Below are 15,229 nucleotides of genomic sequence, written 5' to 3'. Positions count from 1 at the left end.
ACTGATGATTTTAATCCACGAAGGAGGTGCACCTATTCGCCGCCGGATCGGCGGGAATAGGAAACGTATTGAGTGACCCTTTACCGAGTCTTTATTCCGTAGGATTCATGGTGTTATTGGTGTTGCTTAACGGACTTTTTGTGTCGGCTGAATTTGCCATTGTGAAGGTGAAGAGCTCCCGCATCGAGGCGTTAGCCGAGGAGGGGCGAAGGAACGCGATAATCGCGAAAGAGCTGTTAAGCAAGCTGGACGGTTATTTGTCAGCCTGCCAGGTTGGGATAACCCTCAGTTCGCTTGGGCTCGGCTGGCTCGGCGAACCCGTTGTTGCCCGAATTCTAGGGCCGATGTTCGAAATGATGGGCTTTGGCGAAAGGCCGGGATTTATTATTTCGTTAGCCGTTTCGTTTCTCCTGATCGCCATCTTGCATATCGTGCTGGGAGAGCTGGCCCCCAAGACGATCGCTGTCCGTAAAGCCGAGACCATCACGTTATGGCTCGCTTGGCCGATGCGCATCTTTTACCGGCTAATGTACCCGTTCATCTGGCTGTTAAACGGGCTCTCCGCCGGTCTCTTGCGACTGTTTCGCATTGCGCCAGTAACGGAGCAGGACTCGCTTCACACGGAAGAAGAAATCCGTGTCATGATGAAGGAGAGCAGCGAAAGCGGTTTGATCGACAGCACGGAAATGTCGCTGGTGGACAATATTTTTGAGTTTGCCGATACAACCGCTCGGGAGATTATGATCCCCCGAACTGAAATGATCTGTTTGTATACTCAGCATTCGCTGGAAGAGAACCTGGAAATCGCCTTGGAAGGCACAAGAACGCGTTATCCTGTTTGCAATCATGATAAAGATCATATTATCGGATTTATTCATATTAAGGATTTGATCCGCTCCCAAAACCGGAATTTCCGTGACTTAATTCGTCCGATTATGGCCGTCCCGGAATCGATCCCGATCAGTGATTTGATGAAGCGCATGCAGCGGGGACGAACGCAAATCGCGATCTTGATCGATGAATACGGCGGGACCTCTGGAATGGTTACGTTGGAGGACATCGTCGAGGAGATTGTCGGCGAGATTCAGGATGAGTTCGATGAGGAACGTCCTGGGATCGAGCAGATGGACACGAATGTGTATTCGATCGACGGGCTTATGCTGATCGAGTCCATCAATGACCGATTTGGCCTGGAGCTGGATTCCGACGATTATGACACCATTGGCGGTTGGTTATATTCACGGATCGATATCCTGCCTCCGCAGGTCGGGCAAACCGTAGAATACGGCGGAATCACGTACGTGGTGGAGGAAACCGACAACAAACGCATCTCTCGCGTCAAGCTCATTCGCCAGCAGCTCTTGCCGTTGGAAGAAGCGGGCGCTTAAAAATAAAACCGGATGACTCTCATTGATAGAGAGCATCCGGTTTTATTGTTTTTCGATTAGAATGCCCAGTTGCCTTTAATGAAGATCGGTTCTTCCTTGCCGTCTGCAGTGATGCCGAAAATATCCATCTCAGCGGACCCCACCATAAAGTCTTCATGCGCCAAGCTGGAGTTCAAACCGCGTTGTGCCAGTTCTTCCTGGGACATCGATTTGCCGCCTTCCAGGTTAAAGGCGTAGGCATTGCCGATGGCCAGGTGGTTGGAGGCGTTCTCGTCAAACAGCGTATTGTAGAACAAAATACCGGATTGCGAGATTGGGGAGTTATGCGGAACTAACGCCACCTCTCCCAAGTAATGCGAACCTTCGTCCAGATCCACGAGCTGTTTAAGGACATCGGCGCCTACTTCGGCTTTGTAATCCACGATGCGGCCGTTTTCGAACGTCAACGAGAAACGGTCGATGATCGTGCCGCGGTAGCTCAGCGGTTTCGTTGCGGAGACCGTGCCGTTTACCCCAGTTTTGAGCGGAGCGGTGAAGACTTCCTCGGTTGGCAGGTTGGCCAGGAAGGTGTTGCCTTGGGCGTTGATGCTTTCCGCAGCGACCCACAGATGGCCTTCCGGCAGCTCGATGGTGAGGTCGGTCCCAGGCGCTTTGTAATGCAGCTTCTTGTATCGTTTCGCATTTAAGTAATCGGATTTTTGCGTCAGGTTCTGGATATGTTGCTGCCAAGCGGCGATCGGGTCTGGTTGATCCAGGCGAACCGTACGGAAGATTGCTTCCCACAACGCTTGTACGCGTTCTTCTTCAGGAAGGTTAGGGAACACTTTATCCGCCCAAGCCTTGGAAGGAACGGCCACGATCGACCAGCTGAATTTATCGGACATCTGCATTTCGCGGTATTTGCTCATCGCTTTGCCGTACGCTTTCTGATGATTGGTGAGCCGCTGGGTGGACACGCCTTTCAGCAGATCAGGGTCGGAGGAAATGACATGCAGCACCGCTGCACCGTTCTCTACGTATTCCAGCATTTCGCCGGCATACCATTTTGGTTCATCCAGGAAAGATTCTTCGGCAGCCATATCATAGCGAAGACGGGTGACCACATCGTCGCTCCAGTTGACTTTAACAAAGCGAGCGCCGGCTTCATAGGCTTGTTTCACAATAAGCCGGACGAGCTCCGCGCTATCGATGGTCGTGTTGATAATCAAATTTTGTCCGGGTTGAACGTTAACGCCAATTTTTACAGCGAGTTCAGCATATTTTTCCAGTTTCTTTTGAAAATCGGACATCTACGGTTTCCTCCAAACTTTAGGAATTAATTACATGCTTAATCATACACCATTTGCCAGCGAAATTGGAATGCCGTGCGAAGGCGATCCTTAGTTTCTACATTTGATATTCCCCCAAAACATGGTACGATATTGCAAAGAGACTGTCCCATAAAAAGGAGTTACGTAAATGATGAACGAATTGACCATTGTTCACGCAGAAATGCGCCGGGAGGAGGATGGCTCCTATATCGGCAAAACCATTTTCGAAGTGAGCTCGCATAAGGCAGCTTATGAAATTACCTTCTACAGTGAGAAGGGAACCGATTGGGATTACAGCCTTCATTATGCCAACGAACCTGGCATTGAGGAGCAATTCCTTCAAGTTGACGCACGGATCGAAGAAGACGACGAGTGGTTTGATACCCTGTTGGATGCTGCGTTGGATACGCTGCCGGAGGCTTAAACCGTAAACTTCCGTTGGATACGGAAGAGTGGGGGAGGAGGAACAAACCGTGTGGCAACATCCGTTTTATCGCACATCGCTTGGGATTATTATGGTGCTGACCATTATCTATTTGTTGTCCAAGGTCAGCTTTATCTTTAATCCGCTGGTGACGCTGGTGTCCATTCTAATTGTCCCGCTCACGATCTCCGGATTTCTATATTATCTGCTGCGGCCGATCGTACAGTTCTTGGAACGGAAGAAACTGAACCGGGTGCTGTCGATCCTGCTGATCTACTTGTTATTCGCCGGAGTCATTACGATCTTCTTAATCGTTGTATGGCCGCCGCTCCGGAGGCAGATCATCGAATTTATGAACAATGTGCCGAAGATGATCAACGGACTGCAGACCCAATTCAACGACATCCGCGACAATCGTTATCTCTCCATGGTGACGAATGAAACCAGTCCGGAACTGATGAGCAAAGTCACGGAATATTTGAACTCGGCCATGGAAGCCATCTCCGGTTACTTGTCCCATGTGGTGACTTTCCTGAACGATTTCGTCATTGTCGTCGGTACCGTCCCGATCCTGCTCTATTACATGCTGAAGGAAGACGAGCGGGTCACGCCATTGCTGGTGCGGATGCTGCCCAGTCGTTACCGCCGCGATGGAGCCAGCGTCATCCATGAAATTGATAACATGCTCAAAGGATTTATCGCCGGCCGCATGATTAGTGCGATGCTGCTGGCGTTTATGAGCTTTATCGGTTTTTGGCTGATAGGTTTGCCCTACCCATTGCTTCTTGCGGTGGTGGGCGCGTTGTTTAACTTCATCCCCTATTTCGGGGCGCTGCTGGGGGCAATTCCTTGTGTCATCGTGGCGTTCACCGTGTCTCCGTCGATGGTATTCTGGGTTATCGTTATCGTGGTGGTTGCGCAGCAAATCGAAGGCAACTTGATCTCCCCATACATCTATGGCAAAACGATCAATATTCATCCGTTGACCACGATCGTCTTGTTGCTGGTGGCCGGAGATTTTGGCGGCATCCTGGGGATGATCTTGGCGATTCCGGTTTATATGATGCTGAAGATTATCGTACTCAAAGCACATAAACTTTATTTTGCTGAAAAAATTGAGGAGCTCACCGAATCGAATCCATAAAATTCCATATGACCTGCAAGGTGACAAAAATCATATCTCCCATCCCCGCGATTAGGCGATGATTATTCTATCAATTTGCTCGGGGGATGATGTACATGGCAGTGCAAGCCAAAGGCGGGAAGTACTTTTACGCATGGAGCAAGATTCTTCCCGACGGATCGTTTTACCTTCCGGATCAAGCCCTGCAAGAGTACCAGATTCGACCGGATTCCAACATTATTCTGATGACCGGCCGGAATACGGCCAAAGGCTTTAGCGTCCTGTGCAAAGAACTGATTGCCAACTCGCCGCTGGCCCCGATCTTCGCCAGCATTCCTCAGCTTCAGCAATTCGCCATCCCGGAAGGGGAACCGGTTATCGTTAAAGAACGCACGTTTTGCTGGGTTTACTTGAACAGCAAAGGGTATTTTACGCTGCCGCTGTCAACCTGGCAGCAATTTGGCCTCCAGCCGGGCGACCGGCTGCTCAGCTTGCGTGCCACCCATCTAGCGTTTAACAATTTGGCGGAGGGACCCTATATTGAGCAAGCGAAACAACTCCGCGATATTCTCGTCTATGAATGAAAAGATGCTTACAAAGAAACCAGCCAGTCGTCTGAACTTTCAGCGGCTGGCTGGTTTTATGTTATACTCGTTCAACTGCAAAAATTATTCCACAGCAACTACGGCGGCCGGTTCAGGGATCGTGTATAATGTAAGAAATTGGTCGTCTGCCTTGCAGGCGGCAAAGGAGGAGCAGGCATGAAACCGGCTTTATTAATCATCGATATGCAGCAAGTCTTTTTGAACCATCCTCGCATCCAAAGTGAAATCCCGGGAGTTTGTGAGTACATTAATGCCGTCGCTGACTTGTTCAGGGAAGCGGGCCGGCCGGTTGTGGTAGTTCAGGATCAGGATGGGGGCGTTGGAACTCCGGGATACGAGGTCATCCCAGAAGTCAAAATACTCGAATCGGACCTGCGGATCTCCAAAGCATGGAGCAACTCGTTCTGGAAGACGAACCTGGAGGAGCTTCTGCGTGAACATGACACCGATTTCGTCGTGGTCTGCGGATTTGCCGCCGAATACTGCGTCACTTTTACGTTTAACGGCGCGGTGGAGCGCGGATTTGGTGCGGCTATTTTGCAAAAAGGCATCCTCGGCGAGCACCCCGATTCAGTGGCCGCCGTCTATCGGGATCGCAGTCTGATCAGTTATTCTGTCATCCGAGCGCTTTTGAAGCAAAATTAATTTATGGCATTAATCTCAGCAATGTGATCATGAGGGCGGGTAAGCGGCTGCTGACCGGCGAGGGCCTGTTTACGACGGTCTTCACCAACGCCGGGTATCAACGGCAGGCCGTTACTTTTGCTTCACCTTATCCCGGAAAAATCGTCCCGCTGGACCTGCAAATGCTCGGCGGGAAGGTGATCTGTCAGAAAGACGCTCCCTATGTGCGGCCAAAGGCGTGTTCGTCGGCATAGAATTCCAGCGTAAGCTCGGCACCGGCTTCTTTGGGGGAGAAGGCTTCATCATGCAGAAAATCGAAGGTGACGGGCTGGCTTTCGTGCATTCCGGGGGCTTGGGCAACCTGCTCGATGGAAGATAACAGAAGTGCGCGATGTCCGCGGTCTGCTTCGTGAGAAAGGCGGTTGACATTCCGCTCCTCAAGTAACTAATATGGTTACATGATGATGAAAAGGGGGAGCGGCTTATCATGACGATCAGCTCCAGATTTTCTGTGGCGATTCACATCTTGTCCCTGCTTGAAATCAGCAAGGACGAGATTTGCACTTCGGAATATATTGCTGGCAGCGTCAACACGAATCCGGTTGTCATCCGCCGCATTATGGGCATGCTAAGCAAAGCGGGCTTGGTGGAAGTCCGTACGGGGGTAGCCGGAGCCAAGCTGTCACGGAAGCTGGATCACATTACGCTGCTTGATGTATACCGTGCCGTGCATGTCGTGGAGGAAGACGGATTGTTTGCCGTCCATGATCAGACCAACCCCGATTGCTTGGTCGGTAAGAATATTCAAGCGGCCATTGAACCGATCTTCTCCAAGGCGCAAAAGGCGATGGAAAATACGCTTGCGGCGGTAACGCTGCAGGACGTTGTGAACGAAATTACGGTCAACAACCCATCCGTGTAACGCAAGTGCATCTAACGGTATGCGGAGTGAAGCCCCCCGATAGCAGGGGGCTTTTTTTATACCGAAATTGACAATTGGAGTCCCTGTAACTATACTGATTACAACGACTAAATGTAACATCCTCTGTTACAGCTGCTATTTCATCTGGGGTTGTAATTTGTTCTTATTTTGAAGGAGGAAATCCATCATGGCTCATCCCTTGCCGATTCATCCCGCCACGCAGCTTGGCGTTGTTCAACTTAAAGTTCGCGATCTGGAGCGCTCGCTCACCTTTTATCAAGAGGTGATCGGCCTTCGGCTGCTACGCCAAAACAGCAATGTTGCCGAGTTAACCGTTGACGGCCAACATCCCTTGCTGATTCTGGAGGCAGATCCCCGTTATCGCATTCTGCCTGAGCGTTCCGTGTCCGGTTTATACCACTTTGCCATCTTAGTTCCGGGTCAAGTGACATTGGGCCTTGTACTTCGCAATTTGATCCGGCATCAAATCCCGGTGGGGCAGGGCGATCACCTGGTCAGCGAGGCGCTGTACTTGAGCGATCCGGATCAGAACGGCATTGAGATCTATGCCGATCGCCCCCGCGACACCTGGCAGAAAACCGCGTCCGGCGAAATTCACATGACGACCGATCCGGTGGATATCGAAAACCTGTTACATCTCTCCGAGCGTGCGCAGTGGAACGGTTTGCCGGAAGGTACTCGCATGGGCCACGTGCATTTTCATGTAGGGGATTTACAGCAGGCTGAACAGTTCTATTGCGGAATATTGGGGTTTGAGGTCACTCTCCACTTTGGGGTTTCGGCTTTATTTATCTCCGCTGGCGGTTACCACCACCATATCGGCCTGAACCTGTGGGCTGGCAAAGATGCGCCGCCAGCGCCGGAGGATGCGGTGGGCATTCATTATTTCACGGTGGAACTGCCGGACGTTCCGGCCTTGGAAGCCGTCGTAAGCCGGTTGGACGAAGCCAAGGTGGCCTATGTGCGAGAGGGGAATGAGCTGCGGCTAAGTGATCCTTTTGGCATCGGAATTAGACTAACGGTTGCTGCCTAAAGAGTGAACATTCAGTGGAAGATCCTTCGGATTTTAACTCTTCCTTTTGGCGCGGTCCTTCACCTATAATAGATTTACGTATATTTTAGGAAAGGACCGGTCGTTATGAAAATGTTCCCTCAATTGGAAACGGAACGTTTTGTACTCAGAAGGCTGACGACGAAGGACGCCGCCGATTTGTTCCATTATTTCTCCAACGACGAAGTGACCAAATATTACGATCTGGATCGTTTCGTGGAACTCCGAGAAGCCGAGGAACTCATCCAGAAGTGGAACAGCCGCTATTTGGAGAAGCGGGGCTTTCGCTGGGCGATTACGGTTAAGGCCGAAAGCGACCGGGTGATCGGCACTTGCGGTTTTCATAACTGGTCGAAGGAGCATTACAAAGCAGAGGTTGGATACGAGCTCAACCCGGACTATTGGCGCCAAGGTGTCATGACGGAAGTGCTGCAGGAGATTCTGCGCTTCGGATTTGAGGATCTGGGGCTAAATCGGATCGAGGCCTATATCGACCCCGATAATATTCGATCCAGGTACTTGTTGGAGAAAACGGGCTTTCATGAGGAAGGGTATTTAAAGGAAACGTTCTTCGAGAAAAATCAATTTGTGGATGCCGTTGTCTTCGCGTTGCTGAAGAAGCAATATGAAGCGAAACGGAACCGGCAGTTCCGGTAGAGCAACCTCCAAATTGATTTTCCATCGGAAGTTTCGGCTGGTTTTAGTTAATGACCACGCTGGGACTTCTTGTTTTTTTGTTAGGTGAAATTAACGTATTGCCGTAATTAGGCTGGGGAACACCGCAAATTTAGCGGCGCTCCCGAAGATACTCCGTTTGATGAAGGGTGTGAACCTGGCGAAGCACCGTCTGAGCATGTTCCCTGAATTTCACATCCACGATCTGATCCTTGATCAAAAAGACACCGGTTTGCCCGCGATGCTGCCCCCGTGCAGCGGCATATAGCAACCCGGCTCCATGGGTCGGCGGGGAGAAGAACAATTTCATCACCGGTTTCAGCCAGATCGGAATACCCGAGTGTCTTCAATTACGTAACGTGTTGTTGCTCCCTGGATCAACACTCCGAATCTCGATGCCCTCCGCGGCAAGTTGCGGAGCTTACCGGGATATCCGAGTGAAGCAAGGGAGCTACCGTCCGGAGGATTGTGAGACGGAGGGTATGAACGGCACCCGTGCTGACGGCGCGAAGGATGCAATGCCGGGTAAGCCCATGTCGACGGCAGAGCGGCGTTATTTTTCCGCGTCACCGAGTAAAAGCCGTTATTGAAGAATCGCCGTTCTTTTGCCATAATAAATCGAAGCAGATGACTCGTCCGCGCTGGCGGGAGTCTTACATTAAAGGGGGAGCTTGGGTTGAAGGGGATTATCACCGTACTGGGTAAAGACAAAGTGGGCATTATCGCCAAGGTTTGCACGTATTTGGCCGATCATAATGTGAACATTCTTGATATTTCGCAGACGATTATTCAAGGGTATTTCAATATGATGATGATCGTTGATATTTCTGCACCCACCAAAAACTTCGAGACGCTGGTTGAAGAACTGCAGGAGCTGGGACTCTCCATCGGCGTAGAAATCAAGCTGCAGCACGAAGATATTTTTAATACGATGCACCGGATCTAAGGAAGGGAGGGGACACCATGATCTCACGCGTTGAAGTACAAGAAACCAATTCGATGATCCGCGAGATGAACCTCGACGTGCGCACGATTACGATGGGCATCAGCCTGATGGATTGCGCTCACGAGGATATGAACGTATTTAACCGGAACATCTACGATAAAATCACCCGCACTGCCGAGAACCTGGTCAAAACCGGGGAGGACCTGGAGAAGCAGTTTGGCGTGCCAATCGTCAACAAGCGGATCTCGGTTACTCCGATTTCGATCGCTGCCGGCGGGCTGAAGACCGATACGTTCGTGCCGGTGGCCGAAGCGCTGGACCGGGCGGCCAAAGAGGTTGGCGTCAACTTTATCGGCGGCTTCTCGGCCCTTGTGCAGAAGGGCTTTACGAACGGCGACCGGGTGCTGATCGACAGCATTCCTGAAGCGCTGGCTGTCACCGAACGGGTCTGCTCCTCGGTGAACGTGGGCTCCTCGCGCAGCGGAATTAATATGGACGCGGTGAAAAAGATGGGCGACATCATCCTCCGTACCGCGGAACGGACGGCGGACCGGGCTTCGATCGGCTGCGCCAAGCTGGTTGTGTTCTGCAATGCGGTCGAGGATAACCCGTTTATGGCGGGAGCGTTCCACGGCGTTGGAGAGCAGGAGTGCGTCATCAACGTGGGCGTCAGCGGCCCCGGAGTTGTGAAACGCGCGCTGGAGGAAGTCAAAGGCAAGGATTTTGAGACGTTGTGCGAAACGATTAAACGGACGGCGTTTAAGGTCACTCGGGTCGGTCAGTTGGTTGCGCAGGAAGCGTCGAAGCGCCTTGGCGTCCCGTTTGGCATTATCGACTTGTCACTGGCTCCAACACCGGAAATCGGCGACTCGATCGCAGAGATCTTCCAGGTGATGGGCTTGGAGGAAGCGGGAGCGCCGGGAACGACCGCTGCGCTGGCGATTTTGAACGACAACGTGAAAAAAGGCGGCGTCATGGCCTCCTCCTACGTTGGCGGCTTGAGCGGTGCGTTCATCCCGGTCAGTGAGGACCATGGGATGATCGAAGCGGTGCAGCGCGGCGCGCTGACGCTGGAGAAGCTGGAAGCGATGACGTGCGTGTGCTCCGTTGGCCTCGATATGATCGCGATTCCCGGCAACACGAGCGCCGCGACGATTTCCGGTATCATCGCTGACGAATCGGCAATCGGCATGGTCAACAACAAGACGACCGCGGTTCGGATTATCCCGGTAATCGGCAAGGACGTTGGCGAGATCGTGGAGTTTGGCGGGTTGCTGGGCTACGCGCCAATTATGCCGGTCAACGCCTTTAACTGCGCTCCGTTCATCGAGCGGGGTGGCCGGATTCCGGCTCCGATCCACAGCTTTAAGAACTAAATGGCGGGGGACGCAGCTATGTTCAAAACGATCGGACTCCTGGCGCATGTCGACGCTGGGAAAACCACCTTTGCCGAAGCGTTGCTCTACCATACGCAAACGATTCGCAGCCGCGGTCGGGTTGATCATCGCGACGCCTTCCTGGACAGCCACGAGATCGAGAAGGCGCGGGGCATTACCGTATTCGCCGACCAGGCGGAAATGAAGGTTGGGGATTCCACCTACTTTTTGTTGGATACGCCGGGGCACGTCGATTTTTCCGCAGAAATGGAACGGGCGCTGCAAGTGCTCGACTATGCGGTGATCATCGTCAGCGCGGTGGAAGGGGTGGAAGGCCACACGGAAACGGTCTGGCAGCTGCTGCGGACATATGGGATTCCTACGTTTTTCTTTATCAATAAGACGGATCGCACCGGAGCTGACCCGGATCGAGTTCTGGAAGATATCCGCCGCGAGCTGAGCGCGAATGTACTGGATCTGACTACCTGGGCAGCCGTCGAGCAACTAGACGAAACGGAAAAGGCTTGGCTTGCGGAACAAGATGAGGCGCTGCTTGAGCCATTTTTGGAAGGGACATTATCCGACGCAGCGTGGAACGAACATCTCATTCAGATGGTTCAAAACGGCCAGGTGTTTCCTTGCCTGCGCGGATCCGCGCTCTTGGATATCGGGATCGACGTGTTTATGAAGGCGTTGGATCGTTTAACGGTTACTCGGTATGATCCAGAGCTTCCGTTTGCGGGGCGGGTGTACAAAATTCGGCATGATGAGCAAGCGACACGGGTCACCTTCATCAAAGCCTTGCAAGGCACGTTAAGAGTCAGGGATGAACTAACCTATGGCCCGGAAGGGGGGCAACGGACGGAGAAAATTACCGCTATCCGCAAATACAACGGTCAACGATTTGTGCAGACGGATTTCGTTCAAGCGGGGGAACTGTTCGCGGTAACCGGATTGACCTCGGTATCGTCCGGTGAAGGCCTCGGGGCATTGGTAGACCCGATTCGCCGTGAGCTCGCTCCCACGTTGCAGTCGAAGGTGCAATTTGAACCGCCGCTTCATCTGAAGGAAGTCCTGCGGGTATTTCAGCTGCTGGACGCCGAGGACCCGACTTTAGGAACCCGTTGGGATGAAGCGCTGCAGGAGCTGCATATCCATGTCATGGGCAAAATCCAATTGGAAATTTTGCAACAGGTAGTGCAGGAACGTTTTGGGATGAAGATTACGTTTGGACCACCGGAAATTTTATATAAGGAGACGATATCTACACCGGTGACGGGCTGCGGTCACTTCGAGCCACTAGGGCATTATGCCGAAGTCCATTTGCGGCTGGAGCCTGCGGAACGGGGCAGCGGGGTGACGTTTGTAAATGCTTGCCATGCGGATGATTTGTCCGTAGGATATCAAAACCTGATCGGTCAACATGTGTTGGAACGTGAGCACCACGGCCTGTTGACCGGCTCGCCGCTGACGGATGTTCGCGTTACGTTGCTCACCGGACGCTCACACAATAAACATACCAGCGGAGGCGATTTCCGCGAGGCGACTTACCGCGCGATCCGGCAGGCGTTGGAGCAGGCGGAGAATGTGCTTCTGGAGCCGGTGTACCATTTTAAAATCAAGGTGCCATTAGATCAGCTCGGTAAGGTGTTAACCGACATCCAGCAAGCGCACGGCCGATTTGATCCACCGGAGACGGGAGAAGAGACGGCGGTGATTTCAGGTGTCGTTCCGGTCGCCACGTTTATGGACTATCCGACAGAGCTTGCATCGATGACGCACGGGAAAGGTTCGATCATGCTGAAATTCGGCGGTTATGAGCCTTGCCATCAAGCCGAGACGACCATCGCTCGGAAAAACTATAACAAAAATGCCGATCCGGCATATACCTCGTCTTCAATCTTTTGTGCAAAGGGGCAAGCGTATTCTGTACCGTGGGACGAGGCGCCCAAACATATGCACGCTTCGGTATCATGAGGTGATCCTATGTTTCGCAAATTCATGATCGCCTTCGTTTTATCGATCATTCTCACCTCATGTACAAGTCAGCCTATGAAGGATGACCCTAATTCGGAGGCGTACACCTTGTACAATAATATTTTTTATCACCAATATTCGAATCAACTTCACTTTCTCACAGAAATTTTTAGGAGTTTAACGAACAAGCCAAGTGAAGCTGATTTGGCTTATATTCAAGGGAAAATTGACGGGTACTCCGAAAATAGTTGGTTTGTTTTCTACTCGATGAATCGCACGGATAGTCCGTCCCTGGATCAGGCAGTGCCTGCAGAACTGCGTTCCACCATGTATGAACTCATAGGCGAGACAAATCAGTTATTAAATTCCTTGAACGAAACGTTGGATGCGCATAATAAACTTTCCGTTGCACAAGATAATCAAGAGCTTATTCAAGAAGTGATTGAGCAGTGTGATGAGCTGAACGTCACCTCAAGTTATATCAAAGACGAGAAAAATTGGAGCTCCTACAAAGAACAATTACAGTTGGCTCTTCTTAAGGTCCAAGAGCTTCGAAGTAAATTCGAGATAGAATGATGGATTTCATGACGTCATGTTGACAATCCGTTACTAGGTGCATATAATAACCAATAATTCCATATTGCCAAATGTGTTGATTAGAAATAGTAAACGTGATTTGACCTTTCAGAGAGCCGTTGGGTGGTGCGAAACGGCAGTGTCCGTCATGTTGAACTCGTCTATGAACAGCTGCCTGATAAGTAGGGTAAGCCGGGATTCCGCCGTTACAAGGATAGATGGTGTTAGCCATCGAAAGAGATCATTTCATCATGTGAAATGAATTAGAGTGGTACCGCGGGTTAAACCTCGTCTCTATAGCAGAGACGGGGTTTTTTTGTTGATTAAAGTCCGGGTTTAATCAACCCCGCTTCACATAGATCCAATCCAAATTTCAAAATCAAGGAGGAACTTTCAGATGGACCGTTACCGCAACATTATCGTTCTGGATACCACGTTACGCGATGGGGAGCAAGTCCCCGGAGCCAAGTTAAACGTACGGCAAAAGCTGGAGTTTGCCCATCAACTGAAGCGCCTCCGTGTCGATATGATTGAGGCCGGCTTCCCTGCGTCCTCGCAAGGAGATTTTCAGGCGGTGCAGCAAATTGCCCGAAGTGTAGGGGACAGCGTAGGCATTACCGCGTTGGCCCGGGCGGTTAAATCCGACATCGATGCCGTATACGAAAGCATCCGTGAGGCAGAACAACCGTTGATCCATATTGTGCTTGGCGCTTCGAACGTCCATGTGGAAAAGAAATTTAACCGCTCCAAAGATGCCGTTCTGCAAATGGGTGTCGATGCGGTGAAATATGCTAAAACTCTGTTGCCGCAGGTCCAGTATTCTACCGAGGACGCTTCGAGGGCGGATTTTGAGTATTTGTGGAAGACGATCGAGGCGGTCGTCAAAGCCGGAGCCACGATGATTAACATCCCCGACACCGTGGGCTACGCGGAGCCGGAGGAATTTGGACACCTGATCCGACGCATTCACGAGCGGCTGAAAAATCTCGACGATTCTGTAATCCTCAGCGTCCATTGTCATAACGATCTTGGTTTAGCCACCGCCAATACCTTAAGCGCCATCAAGAACGGGGCCGAGAAAATCGAGTGCACGATTAACGGTCTTGGTGAACGGGCCGGAAACGCCTCGTTGGAGGAAGCGGTGATGGCCTTGAAGGTACGCGAGGCGCTGTACGGATGTCGCACGAACATCGATACGAAGGAGCTGATTCGCACGTCACGGCTGCTGACCCATTTGACGGGACTCGATGTGCAGGTGAACAAAGCGATCACCGGCGACAATGCGTTTGCCCATTCCTCCGGAATTCACCAAGACGGTCTGTTGAAGGATAAGCAGGTGTATGAAATTATGTCCCCTGAAGAGGTGGGGGCTGAAAGTATGGAGCTGATTTTGACGGCCCGTTCCGGTCGGCATGCGGTGAAGCATGCGGTGGAGAAGTTGGGGTTCGATACGTCGGATGCCGTGGGGTTTGAACGGTTATTCCAACGGTTTTTGACATTGGCCGATGCGAAAAAAGAAGTGTACGACCATGACCTATATTACCTGATTAGTGAACATCAAGAACAAAGCGATTCCGGTCATCCGCTGTTCGAGCTGACTTCGTTCCAAGTCGTGACGAATGACATTTGCCCAACGGCCACCGTTACCTTAAAGATCAACGGACAAGAGCGGAAGGGCAGCGCGATTGGAGATGGCCCGATCGACGCGCTTTACAGTGCAATCAAGTCGTTAACCGGCATCGACGCCAAACTGACTTCCTATAAGATCAACAGCATTTCCCATGGGAAAGAAGCGATTGGTCGGGTAAATATTCAGCTGGAAGCAGGAGGAAAAACCTACACAGGACGCGCCATGGACACTGACATCATCAAAGCGAGCGGTCAGGCCTACGTGAACGGCATCAATGCGATGGTATTAGCTGGTGCGCCCATAAGCGACATAACAAATGTTATGTAAACTAAATGAGCGGTGCGTAAAAAATGAGGCAGAAGGAGCTCTCATAAAGAGCCTTCTGCCTTTATTTTCATTGTTCATTCAGTTGGGATAAGGGTACTTCTTTTTCGTTCTCCGGTTGACCTAACGGATAGATCCGTGCGGTTTCTTTCTTTTCGTCCACGTGTTGAATGTAAACCGGTTCGCCATCGTAGGTTACGTTGACCATGGTAGGGGAAGCGACAATCTCTTTAGCGCGTTGACTGTCCATCGGATAA

General features: G+C 51.4%; 16 protein-coding genes, 1 pseudogene and 1 other annotated feature. Of the genes and pseudogenes, 14 read left to right on the top strand and 3 right to left on the bottom strand.

What is annotated here, in order from left to right; translation table 11 throughout:
• The first annotated feature begins 107 nt into the window (after positions 1-107).
• Positions 108-1,388 (top strand): hemolysin family protein, encoded by a 1,281-nt coding sequence (locus tag NSQ80_RS10645; protein WP_260070286.1) that lies wholly within the window; start codon positions 108-110, stop codon positions 1,386-1,388.
• Between the two features lie 56 nt (positions 1,389-1,444).
• Here NSQ80_RS10645 and NSQ80_RS10640 read toward each other — a convergent pair whose 3' ends face one another.
• Positions 1,445-2,677, bottom strand: coding sequence for an aminopeptidase (locus NSQ80_RS10640; protein ID WP_009226136.1), 1,233 nt, complete (start codon positions 2,675-2,677; stop codon positions 1,445-1,447).
• Positions 2,678-2,849: 172 nt separating this feature from the next.
• Between NSQ80_RS10640 and NSQ80_RS10635 the strand changes: the two genes are divergently transcribed.
• The 8 genes and pseudogenes from NSQ80_RS10635 (at position 2,850) to NSQ80_RS10600 (ending at position 8,125) form a co-directional block, all read left to right on the top strand.
• Positions 2,850-3,122 (top strand): hypothetical protein, encoded by a 273-nt coding sequence (locus NSQ80_RS10635; protein ID WP_036646049.1) that lies wholly within the window; start codon positions 2,850-2,852, stop codon positions 3,120-3,122.
• 49 nt (positions 3,123-3,171) lie between these two features.
• Positions 3,172-4,266 (top strand): AI-2E family transporter, encoded by a 1,095-nt coding sequence (locus NSQ80_RS10630; protein WP_009226134.1) that lies wholly within the window; start codon positions 3,172-3,174, stop codon positions 4,264-4,266.
• A 95-nt stretch (positions 4,267-4,361) separates the two neighbouring features.
• Entirely contained in the window at positions 4,362-4,829 is a 468-nt protein-coding gene (locus NSQ80_RS10625) for a hypothetical protein (RefSeq protein ID WP_036646024.1), read from the top strand.
• Between the two features lie 177 nt (positions 4,830-5,006).
• Positions 5,007-5,495 (top strand): isochorismatase family protein, encoded by a 489-nt coding sequence (locus tag NSQ80_RS10620; RefSeq protein ID WP_260070283.1) that lies wholly within the window; start codon positions 5,007-5,009, stop codon positions 5,493-5,495.
• A 26-nt stretch (positions 5,496-5,521) separates the two neighbouring features.
• Positions 5,522-5,826: pseudogene (locus NSQ80_RS10615) on the top strand (AIM24 family protein); the annotation flags it as partial.
• A 135-nt stretch (positions 5,827-5,961) separates the two neighbouring features.
• The gene (locus NSQ80_RS10610; RefSeq protein ID WP_323076570.1) at positions 5,962-6,396 is read left to right on the top strand and encodes an Rrf2 family transcriptional regulator; all 435 of its coding nucleotides are present in this window, start codon (positions 5,962-5,964) and stop codon (positions 6,394-6,396) included.
• A gap of 187 nt (positions 6,397-6,583) precedes the next feature.
• Entirely contained in the window at positions 6,584-7,450 is an 867-nt protein-coding gene (locus NSQ80_RS10605) for a VOC family protein (RefSeq protein WP_260070281.1), read from the top strand.
• A 105-nt stretch (positions 7,451-7,555) separates the two neighbouring features.
• Entirely contained in the window at positions 7,556-8,125 is a 570-nt protein-coding gene (locus tag NSQ80_RS10600) for a GNAT family protein (RefSeq protein WP_016312123.1), read from the top strand.
• A gap of 130 nt (positions 8,126-8,255) precedes the next feature.
• On the opposite strand, the gene NSQ80_RS10595 is transcribed toward NSQ80_RS10600, so the two are convergent.
• Complete coding sequence (locus NSQ80_RS10595; RefSeq protein ID WP_323076568.1) at positions 8,256-8,453, bottom strand: hypothetical protein; 198 nt, start codon at positions 8,451-8,453, stop codon at positions 8,256-8,258.
• A gap of 366 nt (positions 8,454-8,819) precedes the next feature.
• Between NSQ80_RS10595 and NSQ80_RS10590 the strand changes: the two genes are divergently transcribed.
• From NSQ80_RS10590 to NSQ80_RS10570, 5 genes are all read left to right on the top strand, one after another.
• Positions 8,820-9,089 carry an ACT domain-containing protein gene (locus NSQ80_RS10590; protein WP_260070279.1) on the top strand — a complete coding sequence of 90 codons (270 nt, stop codon included), beginning with the start codon at positions 8,820-8,822 and terminating at the stop codon, positions 9,087-9,089.
• A 20-nt stretch (positions 9,090-9,109) separates the two neighbouring features.
• A complete protein-coding gene (locus tag NSQ80_RS10585; RefSeq protein WP_260070326.1) occupies positions 9,110-10,465 on the top strand; it encodes a PFL family protein in 1,356 nt (451 codons plus the stop codon).
• A gap of 18 nt (positions 10,466-10,483) precedes the next feature.
• Positions 10,484-12,442 (top strand): translation factor GTPase family protein, encoded by a 1,959-nt coding sequence (locus NSQ80_RS10580; RefSeq protein ID WP_323076566.1) that lies wholly within the window; start codon positions 10,484-10,486, stop codon positions 12,440-12,442.
• A gap of 108 nt (positions 12,443-12,550) precedes the next feature.
• Positions 12,551-13,018: a hypothetical protein gene (locus tag NSQ80_RS10575; protein ID WP_260070277.1), complete on the top strand. Its 468-nt coding sequence runs from the start codon at positions 12,551-12,553 to the stop codon at positions 13,016-13,018.
• Between the two features lie 67 nt (positions 13,019-13,085).
• Positions 13,086-13,317: a binding site (T-box leader), on the top strand.
• Between the two features lie 98 nt (positions 13,318-13,415).
• Positions 13,416-14,975 carry a 2-isopropylmalate synthase gene (locus NSQ80_RS10570; protein ID WP_339298934.1) on the top strand — a complete coding sequence of 520 codons (1,560 nt, stop codon included), beginning with the start codon at positions 13,416-13,418 and terminating at the stop codon, positions 14,973-14,975.
• 67 nt (positions 14,976-15,042) lie between these two features.
• Here the strand turns inward: NSQ80_RS10570 and NSQ80_RS10565 are convergent, their stop codons facing one another.
• A complete protein-coding gene (locus NSQ80_RS10565; protein ID WP_036646017.1) occupies positions 15,043-15,222 on the bottom strand; it encodes a small acid-soluble spore protein H in 180 nt (59 codons plus the stop codon).
• Positions 15,223-15,229 lie beyond the last annotated feature (7 nt).

Source organism: Paenibacillus sp. FSL K6-2441, from assembly GCF_037964765.1.
GTDB lineage: Bacteria > Bacillota > Bacilli > Paenibacillales > Paenibacillaceae > Fontibacillus > Fontibacillus phoenicis.
This window is presented reverse-complemented; position numbering and strand designations above follow the sequence as displayed.

Bases quoted from the DNA above. Each gene is read 5' to 3' on its own strand.
- NSQ80_RS10645 (WP_260070286.1), top strand. From the start codon at position 108: ATGGTGTTATTGGTGTTGCTTAACGGACTTTTTGTGTCGGCTGAATTT.
- NSQ80_RS10640 (WP_009226136.1), bottom strand. From the start codon at position 2,677: ATGTCCGATTTTCAAAAGAAACTGGAAAAATATGCTGAACTCGCTGTA.
- NSQ80_RS10635 (WP_036646049.1), top strand. From the start codon at position 2,850: ATGAACGAATTGACCATTGTTCACGCAGAAATGCGCCGGGAGGAGGAT.
- NSQ80_RS10625 (WP_036646024.1), top strand. From the start codon at position 4,362: ATGGCAGTGCAAGCCAAAGGCGGGAAGTACTTTTACGCATGGAGCAAG.
- NSQ80_RS10620 (WP_260070283.1), top strand. From the start codon at position 5,007: ATGAAACCGGCTTTATTAATCATCGATATGCAGCAAGTCTTTTTGAAC.
- NSQ80_RS10610 (WP_323076570.1), top strand. From the start codon at position 5,962: ATGACGATCAGCTCCAGATTTTCTGTGGCGATTCACATCTTGTCCCTG.
- NSQ80_RS10605 (WP_260070281.1), top strand. From the start codon at position 6,584: ATGGCTCATCCCTTGCCGATTCATCCCGCCACGCAGCTTGGCGTTGTT.
- NSQ80_RS10600 (WP_016312123.1), top strand. From the start codon at position 7,556: ATGAAAATGTTCCCTCAATTGGAAACGGAACGTTTTGTACTCAGAAGG.
- NSQ80_RS10595 (WP_323076568.1), bottom strand. From the start codon at position 8,453: ATGAAATTGTTCTTCTCCCCGCCGACCCATGGAGCCGGGTTGCTATAT.
- NSQ80_RS10580 (WP_323076566.1), top strand. From the start codon at position 10,484: ATGTTCAAAACGATCGGACTCCTGGCGCATGTCGACGCTGGGAAAACC.
- NSQ80_RS10570 (WP_339298934.1), top strand. From the start codon at position 13,416: ATGGACCGTTACCGCAACATTATCGTTCTGGATACCACGTTACGCGAT.
- NSQ80_RS10565 (WP_036646017.1), bottom strand. From the start codon at position 15,222: ATGGACAGTCAACGCGCTAAAGAGATTGTCGCTTCCCCTACCATGGTC.